Source organism: Streptomyces sp. TRM68367, assembly GCF_014495685.1.
Lineage (GTDB): Bacteria > Actinomycetota > Actinomycetes > Streptomycetales > Streptomycetaceae > Streptomyces.
In genome coordinates, this window is sequence record NZ_JACTVI010000006.1 from 17,577 (window position 1) to 34,200 (window position 16,624).

Annotated in this window: 20 protein-coding genes; 17 read left to right on the plus strand and 3 right to left on the minus strand. The window is 72.2% G+C overall.

Going from position 1 to position 16,624, the window contains the following annotated elements; genetic code table 11:
* Positions 1 to 11: 11 nt before the first annotated feature.
* Positions 12 to 1,043, minus strand: a complete 1,032-nt coding sequence (locus H8R17_RS06220) for a hypothetical protein (RefSeq protein ID WP_187822124.1) — start codon at positions 1,041 to 1,043, stop codon at positions 12 to 14.
* 179 nt (positions 1,044 to 1,222) lie between these two features.
* Positions 1,223 to 2,803: an oxidoreductase gene (locus H8R17_RS06225; RefSeq protein ID WP_187822125.1), complete on the minus strand. Its 1,581-nt coding sequence runs from the start codon at positions 2,801 to 2,803 to the stop codon at positions 1,223 to 1,225.
* A gap of 218 nt (positions 2,804 to 3,021) precedes the next feature.
* Here H8R17_RS06225 and hisD point away from each other — a divergent pair, with 218 nt between their 5' ends.
* The 10 genes from hisD (at position 3,022) to H8R17_RS06275 (ending at position 10,995) form a co-directional block, all read left to right on the plus strand.
* The gene (gene hisD, locus H8R17_RS06230; protein WP_187822126.1) at positions 3,022 to 4,344 is read left to right on the plus strand and encodes a histidinol dehydrogenase; all 1,323 of its coding nucleotides are present in this window, start codon (positions 3,022 to 3,024) and stop codon (positions 4,342 to 4,344) included.
* Positions 4,341 to 5,495 (plus strand): histidinol-phosphate transaminase, encoded by a 1,155-nt coding sequence (locus H8R17_RS06235; protein ID WP_399476336.1) that lies wholly within the window; start codon positions 4,341 to 4,343, stop codon positions 5,493 to 5,495. The genes hisD and H8R17_RS06235 overlap by 4 nt, the downstream gene beginning before the upstream one ends.
* Positions 5,492 to 6,085: an imidazoleglycerol-phosphate dehydratase HisB gene (hisB, locus tag H8R17_RS06240; protein ID WP_020137489.1), complete on the plus strand. Its 594-nt coding sequence runs from the start codon at positions 5,492 to 5,494 to the stop codon at positions 6,083 to 6,085. The genes H8R17_RS06235 and hisB overlap by 4 nt, the downstream gene beginning before the upstream one ends.
* Positions 6,086 to 6,089: 4 nt before the next feature.
* Positions 6,090 to 6,254 (plus strand): hypothetical protein, encoded by a 165-nt coding sequence (locus H8R17_RS06245; protein WP_187822127.1) that lies wholly within the window; start codon positions 6,090 to 6,092, stop codon positions 6,252 to 6,254.
* Positions 6,245 to 6,904: an imidazole glycerol phosphate synthase subunit HisH gene (hisH, locus tag H8R17_RS06250; protein ID WP_399476338.1), complete on the plus strand. Its 660-nt coding sequence runs from the start codon at positions 6,245 to 6,247 to the stop codon at positions 6,902 to 6,904. Before H8R17_RS06245 ends, hisH begins: the two co-directional genes overlap by 10 nt.
* Complete coding sequence (priA, locus tag H8R17_RS06255) at positions 6,904 to 7,644, plus strand: bifunctional 1-(5-phosphoribosyl)-5-((5-phosphoribosylamino)methylideneamino)imidazole-4-carboxamide isomerase/phosphoribosylanthranilate isomerase PriA (protein WP_187822129.1); 741 nt, start codon at positions 6,904 to 6,906, stop codon at positions 7,642 to 7,644. The genes hisH and priA overlap by 1 nt, the downstream gene beginning before the upstream one ends.
* Positions 7,641 to 8,033 (plus strand): RidA family protein, encoded by a 393-nt coding sequence (locus H8R17_RS06260; protein WP_187822130.1) that lies wholly within the window; start codon positions 7,641 to 7,643, stop codon positions 8,031 to 8,033. Before priA ends, H8R17_RS06260 begins: the two co-directional genes overlap by 4 nt.
* 26 nt (positions 8,034 to 8,059) lie before the next feature.
* Complete coding sequence (gene hisF / locus H8R17_RS06265) at positions 8,060 to 8,830, plus strand: imidazole glycerol phosphate synthase subunit HisF (RefSeq protein WP_187822131.1); 771 nt, start codon at positions 8,060 to 8,062, stop codon at positions 8,828 to 8,830.
* 134 nt (positions 8,831 to 8,964) lie between these two features.
* Positions 8,965 to 9,555 (plus strand): transcriptional regulator, encoded by a 591-nt coding sequence (locus H8R17_RS06270; protein ID WP_187822272.1) that lies wholly within the window; start codon positions 8,965 to 8,967, stop codon positions 9,553 to 9,555.
* Between the two features lie 18 nt (positions 9,556 to 9,573).
* Positions 9,574 to 10,995, plus strand: a complete 1,422-nt coding sequence (locus H8R17_RS06275; RefSeq protein ID WP_187822132.1) for an MFS transporter — start codon at positions 9,574 to 9,576, stop codon at positions 10,993 to 10,995.
* Positions 10,996 to 11,054: 59 nt separating this feature from the next.
* Here the strand turns inward: H8R17_RS06275 and H8R17_RS06280 are convergent, their stop codons facing one another.
* Entirely contained in the window at positions 11,055 to 11,690 is a 636-nt protein-coding gene (locus H8R17_RS06280; protein ID WP_187822133.1) for a TIGR03085 family metal-binding protein, read from the minus strand.
* 122 nt (positions 11,691 to 11,812) lie between these two features.
* Between H8R17_RS06280 and hisI the strand changes: the two genes are divergently transcribed.
* The 7 genes from hisI to trpM all read left to right on the plus strand — a co-directional run bounded on the left by hisI (position 11,813) and on the right by trpM (position 16,595).
* Positions 11,813 to 12,241 carry a phosphoribosyl-AMP cyclohydrolase gene (gene hisI, locus H8R17_RS06285; RefSeq protein WP_187822134.1) on the plus strand — a complete coding sequence of 143 codons (429 nt, stop codon included), beginning with the start codon at positions 11,813 to 11,815 and terminating at the stop codon, positions 12,239 to 12,241.
* 11 nt (positions 12,242 to 12,252) lie between these two features.
* A complete protein-coding gene (locus tag H8R17_RS06290) occupies positions 12,253 to 13,758 on the plus strand; it encodes an anthranilate synthase component I (RefSeq protein WP_187822135.1) in 1,506 nt (501 codons plus the stop codon).
* Positions 13,759 to 13,831: 73 nt separating this feature from the next.
* The gene (locus H8R17_RS06295) at positions 13,832 to 14,473 is read left to right on the plus strand and encodes a TIGR02234 family membrane protein (protein WP_187822136.1); all 642 of its coding nucleotides are present in this window, start codon (positions 13,832 to 13,834) and stop codon (positions 14,471 to 14,473) included.
* A gap of 120 nt (positions 14,474 to 14,593) precedes the next feature.
* Positions 14,594 to 14,845 (plus strand): HGxxPAAW family protein, encoded by a 252-nt coding sequence (locus H8R17_RS06300; protein WP_187822137.1) that lies wholly within the window; start codon positions 14,594 to 14,596, stop codon positions 14,843 to 14,845.
* 94 nt (positions 14,846 to 14,939) lie between these two features.
* Positions 14,940 to 15,383 (plus strand): DUF2752 domain-containing protein, encoded by a 444-nt coding sequence (locus H8R17_RS06305; RefSeq protein WP_187822138.1) that lies wholly within the window; start codon positions 14,940 to 14,942, stop codon positions 15,381 to 15,383.
* A gap of 131 nt (positions 15,384 to 15,514) precedes the next feature.
* The gene (trpC, locus tag H8R17_RS06310; protein ID WP_187822139.1) at positions 15,515 to 16,324 is read left to right on the plus strand and encodes an indole-3-glycerol phosphate synthase TrpC; all 810 of its coding nucleotides are present in this window, start codon (positions 15,515 to 15,517) and stop codon (positions 16,322 to 16,324) included.
* A gap of 22 nt (positions 16,325 to 16,346) precedes the next feature.
* Positions 16,347 to 16,595, plus strand: a complete 249-nt coding sequence (gene trpM / locus H8R17_RS06315) for a tryptophan biosynthesis modulator TrpM (RefSeq protein WP_187822140.1) — start codon at positions 16,347 to 16,349, stop codon at positions 16,593 to 16,595.
* Positions 16,596 to 16,624: the final 29 nt, after the last annotated feature.

Below are 16,624 nucleotides of genomic sequence, written 5' to 3' on the forward strand. Positions count from 1 at the left end.
GCCGCAAAAGCCTAATGGTCCCCCGGGCGCCCCCGTCCGCCGTGCTCACTTCGTGGCCGCCACGACAGGTGCGAGGGCCCGTCCGAACGGATGTCGTCGCGCACCTGGAGGAACCAGCCGAGCGCGTCGTCCGCGTCCAGGGCCCAGGGGAAGGACGTGGCGTACGGGCCGAGGACGTGCAGCTGCTCCCGCGCGTCCGCCCGGCGCTCAAGCCGCACCAGGACGTACGTCAGGAGGTTGCGCAGCTCGGCCGGCCACGGATCGGACTCCGGCAGCCCGGCGGACAGCGCGATGGCCCGGTCGGCCGCCGCGTCCAGCCGCTCGCGCGGCACCTCGGGGCCGCAGCCGTCGGTCAGGTAGGCGAAGGCCGCCCGCAGGGGCAGCGACTGGGTGAGCGAGCCGGCCGGGGCGTCCTGCGCGGCCAGGTCGGCGAAGTCGAAGCACTCGCGGTGCGAGCCGTGCCAGAAGGCGGACAGGTAGCGCAGGGCGGCGACATGGCAGCCGAAGTGGTGCGGAGCGCGGCGCACCGCCGCCTCCCACAGCTCCTCGAAGTACGTGTGCCCGGCCCGCACACCGCGCGCGTGGTCCAGGGCGATCCGCCACGGCACCGGGTCGCGGTCCTCGGCCCGCGCGGCGGCCGTGATCAGCGGGCTCACCTCGCGCAGCAGCTCGGCGCGGGCCGGTGACCGCCAGGCCCGGTCCACCGCCAGCTGAGTCTCGACCAGCAGGGCGTCGGGGTGGCGCGGGGCGGCGGCGCGCCAGGTCTGAAGCCACTGGGGGCGGGAGTCCGCGAAGGTGGCCAGCCGCCGCGCGTACCGGTCGCGGCGCTCCCACTCGGCTCCCGTCCGGGTGGCGGCCAGCAGCTCGGCGGCGGGGCCGTACTCGCCGCGCGCGGCCGCGACCAGCGCCGGGCCCAGCCGGGTGTCGGGCGCGTCGAGAAGCACCTCGTCGTCGGCGCAGGGCCCGACGGCGGGGTGCGGGGCGGTGCTTGCCATCCGCCCGGGGCGGATGAACGCGGGCAGCAGGGCCATGGTGCCGACCATTGAAAAGCCGCAGGTCACGACGGCGCCAGCGGCTCCACACAACCCACGGAAAGTTGTACGTCCGATGGTCAAGGGAGCGCAAAAGGTGACCGTTCCTCACCTTCAAGACCCCGTACGTCCATCGCATGTGCGACTCACGGGTAAGGCCGCAGGCCAGGCCCGGTGCAGCCGCGCCGCCCTCAGCTGCGCCGCAGCAGCCGAGTCGCCCCAGCTGCCACCGTGGTCGCCAGGATCCAGCCCAGGATGATCATGACGGCGGCCAGCCACTGCCAGCCACCGCTCAGCTGCCAGAAGCCCTGCTGGCCCAGGTCGATGACCGGAAGCAGCAGATCGAGGGCGAACAGCGCGGGGTCCCACGCCGGATGCTCACCGGCCTTCAGCGGAGGATGCTCGGCATGGGCGAAGGCGAACGAGCCCGCCGCCCACAAAATCGCCATCCACACCGCGGCCCGCCCCGGCCGGTACCCGTAGGCCACCGTCCAGTCCTGCGCGTACCCCCACAACTTGGCCGCGATCGGCACGCTCTCCCGGCGCCGGCGCTGCTTGGCGAGCAGCACCTCGCGGGCGTCCTCGTCCTCCCCGCCGGCCCGCAGCACGGCCGCCAGCAGCTCGTACGGCTCCGGGTTGTACTCGGCGGTCGCGGCGGCCACCCACTCCAGCCGCTCGGCCAGCGGGAACGGGCCGCGCGGCACGAGGTTCTCGTAGGTGAAGCCGCCCATGTGCAGCCGGCCGGGACCCGGCCAGCTGTCCGACCGGTCCATCAGGTTGACGACCTTCGCCCCCGACAGCACCACCCGGCCGCGCACCGGCGCCTCCCCGAGGAACCGCAGCTCGGGCGTCTGTACCCGGCGCATCGACACCTCCTGGTCGTCGGTGAGGGTGAACCGGGCCTGCTCCAGGTCGACCGCGTCCCCGAACCGCCCGTCGTCCAGCCGCACCCCGCCCTGGCACTCGAAGCGCTGCACGCGCGTGCCATGCGCCGGAGTCGTCCCGCTCAGCGCCTGGGCGCCGACGCCCGCCGGGGTCAGATACAGGCTGCGCCCGACGGTCAGCTGCGGGGCGTTCAGGGCGCGCCGCTGCGTGTACGGGTTGGCCAGCCGGGCGCCGCGCAGGCTCAGCGACACGCCGATGGCGGCGGCGCGCAGGCTCAGCTCGCCGTGCGACTCCAGCATCTCGGCCTGGAGGTCCTGCCCGACGGTCATGCCGTCCCCGGCGATCGAGCGGCCGCTGCGGTCCCGGTACACGATCGCCTGGTTGAGCAGCAGATCCGTGCCGATCTGCGCGTCGGTGATCCGGATGCCGCCCCGGAAGCGGCAGCGCGGCAGATGCAGATCGCCCTCGGTGTGCACCCGGGCCGCCTCCAGCCGCGGCACCGAGCAGTCCACCAGCCGTACGGTCGTGAAGTGGGCCTCCGGCAGCAGGATCTCCCGCTCGAACCGGCAGCCCCGCATCTCGACGTATGGCACGATCGTGCCGCCCGCGAGGTCCAGGCAGCCGCTGATCTGCACGCCGGTCAGCTTCAGCGAGGACACCCGGCCGGCCAGCGCGGGCGGGCCGTCCAGCAGCAGCCAGCACACGATCCGGGCCCGCACGGTCCGCTCCTCGCCCCACGGATGCCCGCCGTGCGGATCGTCGGCCACCGGGTCCCCGGCGCTCAGGTCGTACACGCTGCCGATGCGGAAGGCCTGCCACATGCCGGCCTCCGCGGCGGTCAGGTCTTCCGGCGGATCTCCGGCACGGATGCCGGCCCCCTCGGTCACGGTTCTCCCGTCCCCCTGTTGCCTCGGTTCCTCATGGGTTCGTACAACTGTTCATGCCCGGTGAGTGACGCTCCGAACACTAGACGTGAAGGCGATCTTCCAAGTTCCCGCGGGCCCGGATCGGCCGAGAGCACAGGGGCTCGTATCAGCCATTGGAATGCGCGGACGGCGTCCGACGAGGGTCTGCGAGAATTGAGCCCGTGCTGCAATATTCCTTCTTGGCCCGAATCGATCTGCGCGGCGACGCCCTCCCGGAGGGCCCCGCCCTGCGCGACCTGCTGCCCCGAGCCGACTTCGACGTCTCGGCCGCCCTGGAGAAGGTGCGTCCGATCTGCGAGGCCGTGCATCATCGGGGCGACGCGGCGCTGATCGACTTCGCCGAGAAGTTCGACGGCGTCACGCTCGACCAGGTACGGGTTCCGGCCGCCGCGCTCACGCGCGCGCTGGAGGAGCTCGACCCGGCGGTACGCGCGGCCCTGGAGGAGTCCATCCGCCGCGCCCGCCTCGTCCACCGTGAGCAGCGCCGTACGACGCACACCACGCAGGTCGTGCCCGGCGGCTCGGTCACCGAGAAGTGGGTGCCGGTCGAGCGGGTCGGGCTCTACGCGCCGGGCGGCCGGTCGGTGTACCCGTCCTCCGTGATCATGAACGCCGTACCGGCGCAGGAGGCCGGCGTCGAGTCGATCGCCCTCGCCTCCCCGGCACAGGCCGACTTCGGCGGGCTGCCGCACCCGACGATCCTCGCCGCGTGCGCACTGCTCGGCGTCGACGAGGTGTACGCGGCGGGCGGTGCCACGGCCGTCGCGATGTTCGCGTACGGCACCGAGACCTGCCCGCCCGCCAACATGGTCACCGGCCCCGGCAACATCTGGGTCGCCGCCGCCAAGCGCTACTTCACCGGCAGGATCGGCATCGACGCCGAGGCCGGCCCGACCGAGATCGCGATCCTGGCCGACGGGACCGCCGACCCGGTGCACGTCGCCTCGGACCTGATCAGCCAGGCCGAGCACGACCCGCTGGCGGCCGCCGTCCTCGTCACCGACTCCGTCGCGCTGGCGGACGCGGTGGAGAAGGAGCTCGAGCACCAGGTCGCCGCCACGAAGCACGTCGAGGACCGGATCCGCCCGGCGCTGGCCGGCCGGCAGTCCGCGATCGTCCTCGTCGACGGTGTCGACGAGGGCCTCAGGGTCGTCGACGCGTACGGCGCCGAGCACCTGGAGATCCAGACCGCGCAGGCTTCACAGGTGGCCGACCGTGTGAAGAACGCCGGCGCCGTCTTCATCGGCCCCTGGGCGCCCGTGTCGCTGGGCGACTACGCGGCCGGCTCCAACCACGTCCTGCCCACCGGCGGCTGTGCCTGCCACTCGTCGGGCCTGTCCGTCCAGTCGTTCCTGCGGGGCATCCACATCGTCGACTACACGCGGGACGCGCTGGCGGAGGTCGCACACCACGTGGTGACGCTGGCCGAGGCGGAGGACCTGCCCGCGCACGGCGCGGCGATCAAGGCGAGGTTCGACTGGAAGGTGCCCGAGAGCAAGTGACCGGCAACCCGTCTGTGTCCCCATGGGACGAGCTCCCCGTCCGGGACGAGCTGCGCGGCAAGTCCCCCTACGGCGCGCCCCAACTCGACGTGCCCGTACGGCTGAACACCAACGAGAACCCCTACCCGCTGCCCGAGCCGCTGGTCGAGCGGATCGCCGAGCGGGTCCGCGAGGCGGCCCGGAACCTCAACCGCTACCCGGACCGGGACGCGGTCGAGCTGCGCACCCAGCTGGCCAAGTACCTCACCGACACGTCCGGCTACGAGGTCGGCCCGGCCAACGTCTGGGCCGCCAACGGCTCCAACGAGGTCATCCAGCAGCTGCTGCAGACCTTCGGCGGACCGGGCCGTGCGGCGATCGGCTTCGAGCCGTCGTACTCGATGCACGGCCTCATCGCGCGCGGGACCGGCACCGGCTGGATCTCCGGCCCGCGCGGCGACGACTTCACGATCGACCTCGCCGCGGCCCAGAAGGCCATCGCCGAGCACCGGCCGGACGTCGTCTTCATCACCACCCCCAACAACCCCACGGGCACAGCGGTCCCGCCCGAGACGGTCCTCGCGCTGTACGAGGCCGCGCAGGCGGCGAAGCCGTCGATGGTGGTCGTGGACGAGGCGTACATCGAGTTCAGTCACGGCGACTCGCTGCTGCCGCTGCTCGAGGGCCGGCCGCACCTCGTCGTCTCCCGCACGATGTCGAAGGCGTTCGGCGCGGCGGGCCTGCGCCTCGGCTACCTCGCCGCGCACCCGGCGGTCGTCGACGCCGTCCAGCTCGTCCGGCTGCCGTACCACCTGTCGGCCGTCACGCAGGCGACCGCCCTGGCCGCGCTGGAACACACGGGCGTCCTCCTGAAGTACGTCGAGCAGCTGAAGGCCGAACGGGACCGGCTGGTCACCGAGCTGCGGGCGATCGGCTACGAGGTGACCGCCTCGGACGCCAACTTCGTGCAGTTCGGGCGGTTCCCCGACGCGCACGAGGCCTGGCGGAAGATCCTGGACCGGGGCGTCCTGGTCCGGGACAACGGCGTACCGGGGTGGCTGCGGGTCACCGCCGGGACCCCCGAAGAGAACGACGCGTTTCTCGACGCGGTACGTGAGATGCAGTGTCTTGTGGGGGACACCCCCACACCCCCGAAGGAGCAGAGTTCATGAGCCGCGTAGGACGCGTGGAACGAGTCACGAAGGAGACCTCGGTCCTCGTCGAGATCGATCTCGACGGGTCGGGCAAGGTCGATGTGTCGACCGGCGTCGGCTTCTACGACCACATGCTCGACCAGCTCGGCCGGCACGGTCTGTTCGACCTCACCGTGAAGACCGAGGGCGACCTGCACATCGACTCCCACCACACCATCGAGGACACCGCCCTCGCGCTCGGCGCCGCCTTCAAGCAGGCCCTCGGCGACAAGGTGGGGATCTACCGCTTCGGCAACTGCACGGTCCCGCTGGACGAGTCCCTCGCCCAGGTCACCGTCGACCTGTCCGGCCGCCCGTACCTCGTGCACACCGAGCCCGAGAAGATGGCGCCGATGATCGGCGAGTACGACACGACGATGACCCGGCACATCCTGGAGTCCTTCGTCGCCCAGGCCCAGATCGCGCTGCACGTGCACGTACCCTACGGGCGCAACGCGCACCACATCGTGGAGTGCCAGTTCAAGGCGCTCGCCCGGGCGCTGCGCTACGCCTCCGAGCGCGACCCGCGCGCGGCGGGCATCCTTCCCTCGACGAAGGGCGCGCTGTAAAGCCATGAACGGGCTGTCCACCATCCTGATCGTCGTCGGCCTCTTCCTCGTCGGCGGGATCATCTCGTTCGTCAAGCAGCAGATGCCGAAGAGCCTCATCGTGCTGCTCTCGATCGGCGCCGCGATGTGTCTGGTCGCCGGTGTCCTGAGGCTGGAGGTGTGGAATTGAGCGCCCCTCAGAAGAAACAGAAGCGGGTCGTCGTCTTCGACTACGGCTTCGGCAACGTGAGGTCCGCCGAGCGTGCCCTCGCGCGCGCGGGTGCCGACGTCGAGATAACCCGTGACTTCGACAAGGCCATGAACGCCGACGGGCTGCTGGTGCCGGGCGTCGGCGCCTTCGCCGCCTGCATGAAGGGCCTGACCGAGGCGCGCGGCAACTGGATCATCGACCGCCGGCTGTCCGGCGGGCGCCCGGTGATGGGCATCTGCGTCGGCATGCAGATCCTGTTCGCACGCGGCATCGAACACGGCGTCGAGACCGCGGGCCTGGGCGAGTGGCCCGGCTCCGTCGAGCCCCTGCAGGCCGACATCGTGCCCCACATGGGCTGGAACACCGTGGACGTGGCGCCCGGCTCGCAGCTGTTCGCCGGCCTGGACGCGGACGCGCGCTTCTACTTCGTGCACTCGTACGCCGCCCAGGACTGGGGTCTCGAGGTGAGCAACCCGGTGATCGAGGCCCCCAAGGTCACCTGGTCCACGCACGGCAAGCCCTTCGTGGCCGCCGTCGAGAACGGCGCCCTGTGGGCCACGCAGTTCCACCCCGAGAAGTCCGGCGACGCCGGAGCGCAGCTGCTGAACAACTGGATCGGAACCCTCTGATGTCCTCGAATCCCTCTGGGAAGCTTGAACTCCTCCCCGCCGTGGACGTCCGTGACGGTCAGGCGGTGCGCCTGGTGCACGGCGAGTCCGGTACGGAGACCTCGTACGGCTCTCCCCTGGAGGCCGCCCTCGCCTGGCAGCGCTCGGGCGCCGAGTGGCTGCACCTGGTCGACCTGGACGCCGCGTTCGGCACCGGGAACAACCGCGAACTGATCGCCGAGGTCGCGCGGGCGATGGACATCAAGGTGGAGCTGTCCGGCGGCATCCGCGACGACGACACCCTGGCCGCGGCCCTGGCCACCGGCTGCACCCGGGTGAACCTCGGCACGGCGGCGCTGGAGGCCCCGGAGTGGGTCGCCAGGGTCATCACCGAGCACGGCGACAAGATCGCCGTCGGTCTCGACGTACGCGGCACGACCCTCCGGGGCCGCGGCTGGACCCGCGATGGCGGCGACCTCTACGAGACGCTGGAGCGCCTCAACAGGGAGGGCTGCGCGCGGTACGTCGTGACGGACATCGCCAAGGACGGCACCCTCCAGGGCCCGAACCTGGAGCTGCTGCGCAACGTGTGCGCCGCCACGGACCGCCCGGTCGTGGCCTCCGGCGGCGTGTCCTGCCTGGACGACCTCCGCGCGATCGCCGAGTTGGTACCCCTCGGTGTCGAGGGCGCCATCGTCGGGAAAGCCCTGTACGCGAAGGCGTTCACCCTGGAAGAGGCCCTGGAGGCTGTGTCGTCATGACGTCCGATGCCGTGCGGCGCGTGCAGAGCGGAAGTCCCTGGGAAGAGGCCTTCGGTTTCGCACGCGCCGTCGCGGTGGGCGATCGAGTGCTGGTCGCGGGCACGACGTCCTTCAAGGGCGACGTGCTGTACGGGGAGGGCGACCCGTACGAGCAGGCCAGGACGGCGTTCGCCGGCGCGATCGAGGCGCTCGGCGAGTTCGGGCTCGGCGCCGAGTCCGTGATCCGTACGCGGATGTACCTGACCCATGCGCGGGACGTGGACGAGGTGGGCCGGGCCCACAAGGACTTCTTCGACGCGGTACGGCCGGTGTCGACCCTGCTGGTCGTCCAGGGCTTCGTCGACCCGCGCATCCTGGTGGAAGTAGAAGTGGAAGCCTTCAGAGGCTAGAGGCATTCGTAAGGAGCCGTGGATTCATGACCCTGGCGGTCCGAGTCATCCCCTGCCTGGACGTGGACAACGGCCGGGTCGTCAAGGGTGTCAACTTCCAGAACCTGCGCGACGCGGGCGATCCCGTCGAGATGGCCAAGGTGTACGACGCCGAGGGCGCCGACGAGCTGACGTTCCTGGACATCACCGCGTCGTCCGGCAACCGCGAGACGACGTACGACGTCGTGCGCCGCACGGCCGAGCAGGTGTTCATCCCGCTGACGGTCGGCGGCGGCGTCCGTACGGCCGAGGACGTGGACAAGCTGCTGCGGGCGGGCGCCGACAAGGTGGGCGTGAACACCGCGGCGATCGCCCGGCCGGAGCTGATCCGGGAGATCGCGGAACGGTTCGGCCGTCAGGTGCTGGTGCTGTCGGTGGACGCGCGGCGCACCCCTTCCCGCAGCGGCTCGTCCGGCTCCTTCGAGGTCACGACCCACGGCGGCCGGCGCGGCACCGGCATCGACGCCGTCGAGTGGGCGCACCGGGCCGCCGAACTGGGCGCCGGGGAGATTCTGCTCAACTCGATGGACGCGGACGGCACGAAGGACGGCTACGACCTGGAGATGATCACGGCCGTGCGCAAGCACGTGACCATCCCGGTGATCGCCTCGGGCGGCGCCGGCAAGCTCACCGACTTCCCGCCCGCGATCGAGGCGGGCGCGGACGCGGTGCTCGCGGCGTCGGTGTTCCACTTCGGCGATCTGCGGATCGGTCAGGTGAAGGAGACGCTGCGCGGGGCGGGGCACCCCGTCAGGTGACGCCGGTCCGAGCCCCGGCCGGTCGGCCGGGGCTCTTTCATCGCCGGACAGGAAAGAGAAGTTGCGCAAAATGAGTTGAGCAAAATAACTTGTGCAAGTTCTCTTTCGTACCTAGGGTGGATCGCATGTCAGGCATGTCAGGCAAGGAGAGAGACCGTCGGATCACCGACCTGGGCACGCTCAAGGCGCTTGCCCACCCGTTGCGGATGAAGCTGTACCGCGGTCTGCTGATCGCCCACGTCGCCACCGCCTCACAGCTCGCCGAGCAGGTCGACGAGGCCGTCTCACTGGTCAGCTACCACCTGCGGAAACTGGCCGAGCACGGGCTGATCGAGGAGGCCGAGGCGCAGCGTGCGGACGGCCGGGAGCGCTGGTGGGAGCCTGCCTCGGACGGCCTGAGCATCCGGGACGAGGACTTCCGGGACGCGCCCGAGAAGGCCGCCGCGCACACGGCGACCAGCCGACTCCTCTTCGAGCAGCAGGCCGACATGTACCGGCGCTACCTCGACGAGCGGGCCCACTGGGATCCTGAGTGGAACACTGCGGCCGAGTCCTCCGAGACCGTCATGCGCCTCACGGCCGACGAACTCGCCGACCTTTCGGCCGAGTTGCGGGCCCTGGCCCAGAAGTACCAGGAGAAGGGCCGCGCGGCCGATGCGGCTGGTGACACCGAGGGCCGCGAGAACGTCGCGCTGCACACGAACGCCTTCCCGTTCCGTGCCTGAGGGGATGAGGGGATACGCATGCCCGCCGCCCTCCACCCGGCGCCGGTCGTCGACAGACCCGCGCACCGCGACCCCAACGTCCTGCGCTGGCTCGGCGCGTACAGCGCGTCCGCGATCGGCGACAACATCTACTACGTCGCCCTGTCCTGGGCCGCCGTCCAGGCCGGTACGCCCGCGCAGGCCGGGCTGGTGACGGCCGCCGGCGCGGTGCCGCGAGCGGTGCTGATGCTGGGCGGGGGAGTGGTCGCCGACCGGTACGGGCCGCGCCGGGTCGTGCTCGTCAGCAGTGCGGGGCGCTGTCTGCTGGTCGTCGTCGCGGCCGGGCTGCTGCTGGCGACCAGCCCCGGCCTGTGGGCGCTGGGTGCGGTCGCGGTGCTCTTCGGGGTCGTCGACGCCGTGTTCCTGCCCGCCGCGGGTGCCCTGCCCGCCCGGATCACCGGCCCCGGCCAGCTGGCCCGCGTCCAGGGCATGCGGGGCCTTGCCACCCGCCTCGCCACGGTCCTCGGCGGCCCCCTCGCCGGCCTCGGCATCGCACTCGGCGGCACGAGCGGGGCCTTCGGGTCCGCCGCGCTGCTGATCGGGGTGTCGCTGCCGGTGCTGTGGGCCGTACGTGTCCGGCCACTGCCGCCGGACGGTCGGCGGGCGCGGGGCGGGGGCCTGGCGGATGGCCGGCGGTTGCGAGACGGGGGTTGGGCGCGCAGCCCGGCGTTACGGGGTGCCGCCCGCGCCCACCGGTGCCTCCCTGGGGGTACCTCCCAGGCTCTTGGGCACTGGGGGAGGCACGCATGCGCGCGGCTTGCGGAAGCGGTTCCGCGCCGTCGTCGGGTGCGGGATGGGGTTCTGGGCGAGTTGCGGGACGGGGTGCGGCACATTCGGCGGGACCGGGTGCTGCGGCCGCTCGTGCTGGCCATCGCCCTCGGCGATCTGGGATTCGTCGGGCCGATGAATCTGGGGCTGACCCTGCTGTCCGAGGAGCGCGGGTGGGGGTCGTCCGGGATGGGCTGGGTGCTCGGCGGGTTCGGCATCGGCGCGGGGGCGGCGTCGCTGCTGCTCATGGTGCGTGGGCGGGTGCCCCGCGCCGCGCTCGTCTCGGCGGTGGCGGAGATCGCAGGGTGCGTGGCGATCACCGGCCTCGCGCACGCGGCGTCCGTCGTCGCCGCGGCCTGCGTGGCCCTGTTCATCGGCCTGCTGTCCGGGCTGGGCGGCGCCCTGAGAGGAGCCCTGCTCCAGCTCCGGGCAGGGCCCGCCTACGTCGGCCGCGTCATCTCCGCCTCCACCCTGGTCAGCTTCGGCGTCGCACCGCTCACCTACCCGGTGGTCGGCTGGGCGATCGAGGCCTGGGGCACCGCGCCGGTCTTCGCGGCCTGCGCGGCGATCTGCGCCCTGGGCGGCGTCGTCACGCTGAGCGCCGGACCCCTGCGCCGCGCCGAGCTGCCGTGACCCCGGACCGGAGCCGTCCCCGATTCTTCGGCCCTCGGACCCTCGGATCCCTCGGACCCTCAGATCCCGAGCTGCTGCGTCTCGTGCAGCTTGGCGATCGCGTCCTTGTCGCCGTCCAGTTCGACCTTGGCGGCGCTCTGCCGACCGTACATGAACAGCACCAGCTCGGACGGCTCGCCGGTCACCGTCACCACCGGCGTGCCCCGGTGGGCGACCGCCGTCTGGCCGTCCGGGCGGCGCAGCACCAGGCCGGTCGGGGCGCCGCGGCCCATCAGCCGGGCGCTGCGCTCCAGCCGGGACCACAGGGCGTCCTGGAAGACCGGATCGAGTTCGCGCGGCGTCCAGTCGGGCTGGGCGCGCCGGACGTCCTCGGTGTGGACATAGAACTCGATCGTGTTCGACATCTCCTCGACGGGCTTGAGCGAGAACGGCGAGAACCGCGGCGGGCCGGTGCGGATGAGCTGGATCAGCTCCTCGTACGGCTTCGCGGCGAACTCCGCCATCACGCGCTCCAGGCGCGGCGCGAGCTGCTTGATCAGGATGCCGCTCGCGGCGTCCGGGCGGCGCTCGCGCACCACCATGTGCGCGGCGAGATCACGGGTCTTCCAGCCCTCGCACAGGGTGTCGGCGTCGGGACCCGCGGTCTCCAGCAGGTCGGCGAGCAGGAGTCGTTCACGCTTGGCATGGGTCGACATGCAGCAAGCCTACGACCGTCCCCGGGGTCCGCCCAGTGGACGCGGCCCCAACGACGGCCCTCTGGGTCCGCCCAGTGGACACTCACCGTTGCCTGTCAGTGGCGCGCGGCACAATGGCATCCATGACCAGTACGTCCCCTCGCCGGCCCAGCAGCCTCGACCCGGAGATCGCCGCGCGCCTCAAGCGCAGCCCCGACGGCCTCCTGCCCGCCATCGCCCAGCAGTACGACACCGGAGAGGTGCTCATGCTCGGCTGGATGGACGACGAGGCGCTGCACCGCACGCTCACCACCGGCCGCTGCACGTACTGGTCGCGCAGCCGCCACGAGTACTGGGTCAAGGGCGACACGTCCGGTCACTTCCAGTGGGTCAAGTCCGTCGCCCTCGACTGCGACGCGGACACCGTGCTGGTGAAGGTCGACCAGGTCGGCGCCGCCTGCCACACCGGCGCGCGCACCTGCTTCGACGCCGACTTGCTGCTCAAGGACGGCGGCCCGCTCAAGGACGGCAGCAGCGGCGCCGATTCCGGCGTACAGGCCTCGGATCAGTAAGGTCAGCCGCCATGGACCTCGACACGTTCCGCAAGCTCGCCACCGACCGCCGGGTCATCCCGGTCACCCGCAAGCTGCTCGCCGACGGCGACACCCCGGTCGCGCTCTACCGCAAGCTCGCCGCCGAGCGCCCCGGCACGTTCCTGCTGGAGTCCGCGGAGAACGGACGCTCGTGGTCCCGCTACTCGTTCGTGGGAGTCCGCAGCGCGGCCACCCTCACCGAACGCGACGGCCGGGTCCACTGGCTCGGCACCCCGCCCGTCGGCGTCCCGGTCGACGGCGACCCGCTCGCCGCCCTGCGCGCCACCCTCGAGGCCCTGCACACCCCCCGCGACCTCGCCCACGACCTGGGCCTGCCCCCCTTCACCGGCGGCATGGTCGGCTACCTCGGTTACGACATCGTGCGCCGCCTGGAGAAGATCGGCCCCGGCGAGCGGGACGATCTCAAGCTCCCCGAGCTGACCATGCTGCTCACCAGCGACCTCGCCGTCATGGACCACTGGGAGGGCTCGGTCCTGCTGATCGCCAACGCGATCAACCACAACGACCTCGACACCGGCGTCGACGAGGCCTACGCCGACGCGGTCGCCCGCCTCGACGTCATGGAGGCCGACCTCACGCGCGCGGTCGCCCAGCCCCCGGCCGCTCTGCCGCCCTCCGAACTTCCCGAGTACACCGCGCTGTGGGGCGGCCCCGACTTCCAGGAGGCCGTCGAGGACGTCAAGGAGCGCATCCGCGCGGGCGAGGCCTTCCAGGTCGTCCCGTCCCAGCGGTTCGAGACCCCGTGCAGGGCGAGCGCGCTGGACGTCTACCGCGTCCTCAGGGCGACCAACCCGTCCCCGTACATGTACCTGTTCCGGTTCCCCCGCGGGGATGGAGGTGCCTTCGACGTCGCCGGCTCGTCCCCCGAGGCCCTGGTGAAGGTCGAGGACGGGCAGGCCATGGTCCACCCCATCGCCGGCACCCGGTGGCGCGGGGCCACCCCGCAGGAGGACCAGGCCCTCGCCGACGAGCTGCTGGCCGATCCCAAGGAGCGCGCCGAGCACCTGATGCTCGTCGACCTGGGCCGCAACGACCTGGGGCGGGTGTGCGAGCCGGGCTCGGTCGAGGTCGTCGACTTCATGTCCATCGAGCGGTACTCGCACGTCATGCACATCGTCTCGACGGTGACCGGCCGGGTCGCGCAGGGCCGCACGGCCTTCGACGTGCTGACGGCCTGTTTCCCGGCCGGCACGCTCTCCGGCGCGCCCAAGCCGCGCGCGATGCAGATCATCGACGAACTGGAGCCGTCCCGGCGCGGACTGTACGGCGGCTGCGTCGGCTACCTCGACTTCGCGGGCGACTCCGACACCGCTATCGCCATCCGCACGGCCCTGCTGCGCGACGGCACCGCGTACGTCCAGGCGGGTGCCGGCATCGTCGCCGACTCCGACCCGGTCGCCGAGGACACCGAGTGCCGCAACAAGGCGGCGGCCGTCCTGCGCGCGGTGCACACGGCGAACCGGCTGGGGCGGTAGGGCACACCTCCAGAAGCGGTGGGGCGCTTGTCACGTCACCCCGGGTGAGGGTTCGCCCGGGGTTCAAGCGATAGTGGAGTACGTGACTGCCGTACCTAACCCCCGTACCCAAGCCCGAGGATCCGCCCGGGCCGGCCGCCTGAGCCTCGCCGTCGCCCTGCTGTGCGGTGCGCTCGGCGCGGCCGTGGCGCTGCTCGCCACCCGGCAGCGTTGGTCGGAGGGCACCGCGACGGTGGCCGGCGGCGCGTTCCCCCTGACCGCCAAGGGCAGTGACGTCACCGGCGTCCCGGCCGCCCTGGCCATAGTGGGCCTCGCCGCGCTCGTCGCCGTCTTCGCCGTCCGCCGCGCCGGCCGCCTGGTCGTCGCCGCGCTGCTCGCGCTGTCCGGCGTCGGCACCGTCACCTCGGCCCTGCTCGGCACCTCCGACAGCTCCGCGCTCGACGAGAAGGCCGCCCAGGCCTCCGGCGACACCTCGGCCACCGTGGACGCCTTCACCCACACGGCCTGGCCGTACGTCGCCGCCGCGGGCGGCATCCTGATCCTGCTGGCCGGCCTGCTCGCCCTGCGCTACGGGCGGCTGTGGCCCGCGATGTCCGGCCGCTACGAACGCTCCGGCGCCCCCCGCCCGCGCCGCGCCGCCGCCGCGCCGGACCCCGACCGGCCCGAGGAGCTGTGGAAGGCCCTCGACCGCGGCGAGGACCCGACCGGGGCCTGACTCCCGCCCTGCCCCTCCCGGGCGTGCGGGAGGCACCCCCGCGCACCGCCCGTGTGCGCGTGCGGGACAATGACCACGAGCGTCCTGCTCAGACACGCACACAGCAACGAGGAGCAAGCAATGGCGGGCAGCAGCCACGGTCACACCCCGGCCGCCTGGACCGGTGTCACTATCGCCTTCATCGGTTTCTGCGTCGCGGGCGCCTTCATGGTGCTGGACCAGCCGCTCGGCTTCTGGGCCGGCATGGTCGTCGTGCTCCTCGGCGGCGTCGTCGGCGCCATCATGCGCGCGATGGGGCTCGGCCAGCCGCAGCACGCCCACCCGGTACACCAGGCCGGCGGCGAGCGCGAGACGGCGAGCGTCGAGAGCTGATCCGCGGCGGTACGCCACGCACGGACGACCTCGTCGAGGGGCGGTCCCGGCACGACGGTGCCAGGGGCCGCCCCTCGCGCGTGTGCGGGGCACAATGCCTACCGTGAACACCGTGAACGCAGGCACCCGAAGGACGACACACAGCGTGGTGGGCCGCCTCGCCCTGCCGACCGGGGTCCTCGCGGCCGTCGCCGGGGCCTTCGCGTACGTGGGGACGGTGGACCCGAACGAGCCCGGCCACTACCCTGCCTGCCCCCTGCTGCAGCTCACCGGCATCTACTGCCCCGGCTGCGGCGGGCTGCGCAGCGCGCACGCCGTCATGCACGGGGACTTCGCGGCGGCCCTGCAGGACAACGCGCCGGCCGTCCTGGGCTACGCGGCCTTCGCGGTGCTGTGGACCGTATGGGTGGTCCACGCGGTGCGGGGCCGGCCGCTGCGGATCGATCCCCCGCCGGTGCTCCTGTGGGGCGTGGGAGCGTTGGTGCTGGTCTTCACGGTTCTCCGGAACCTGCCGTTCGGTGGCTGGCTGCATCCCTGATCAACTGAGGTATGTCCAGGTGGTGGGACCGGCGTCAACCGGATGCGAGGGCTACGTCCCGCTCCGGATACCATCGCAGTGACCATCGTTTTTCTTGCTGAATTCTTGCCGTCCGGAAGGGGGCCGCTCGCGTGAGTGTGCTCGACGAGATCATCGACGGAGTCCGTGCCGACCTCGCGGAGCGGCAGGCGCACGTCAGCATCGACGAGCTCAAAGAGCGTGCGGCGAAGGCTCCGGCGGCCAAGGACGGTGCGGCCGCGCTGCGCGGCGAAGGCGTGCAGGTCATCTGCGAGGTCAAGCGCTCCAGCCCGTCCAAGGGCGCGCTGGCCGCGATCGCCGACCCGGCCGGGCTCGCCGCGGACTACGAGGCGGGCGGCGCGGCCGTCATCTCCGTGCTCACCGAACAGCGCCGCTTCGGCGGCTCGCTGGCCGACCTGGAGGCGGTCCGCGCGCGCGTGGACATCCCCGTGCTGCGCAAGGACTTCATCGTCACGTCGTACCAGCTGTGGGAGGCCCGCGCGTACGGCGCCGACCTCGCGCTGCTGATCGTCGCGGCTCTCGAACAGCCGGCCCTGGAGTCGCTGATCGAGCGCGCCGTGTCCATCGGCCTCACGCCGCTCGTCGAGGTGCACGACGAGGAGGAGGTCGAGCGGGCGGTGGACGCGGGTGCCAAGGTCATCGGCGTCAACGCGCGCAACCTCAAGACCCTGGAGGTCGACCGCGGCACGTTCGAGCGGGTGGCTCCGGAGATCCCCGACGGCCTCGTCAAGATCGCGGAGTCCGGCGTCCGCGGCCCGCACGACCTCATCGCGTACGCCAACGCCGGTGCCAACGCGGTCCTCGTCGGCGAGTCCCTCGTCACGGGCCGCGACCCGAAGGTAGCGGTGTCCGATCTGGTGGCGGCAGGTGCACATCCCGCATTGCGGCACGGGCGCGACTGATCACCCGGTAGGCTGAGCGCCGATGACTCTCTCGACCACCATGGCGACCAGGGACCCGTACGCCCGCCTCGCCCGCGGCTGCCGCCCCCGCGGCTGCCGCGCGCCTGCCCGCAGGGTGCACGGCCGCCGGGTCCGCTACGTCATCGGTGACGAGCCGGGCCAGGTAAACGGCCGGCGATGGCAGCGCCCCGAAAGGGGCGCGGGGCTCTGTTTGATGTGCGGCTACCGCCGCGCGGGCGCGACAAGCCACAACAGGCCCGTAGTCAAGTGACAATCCCCGCCCCCACGGCGATCAGTGTC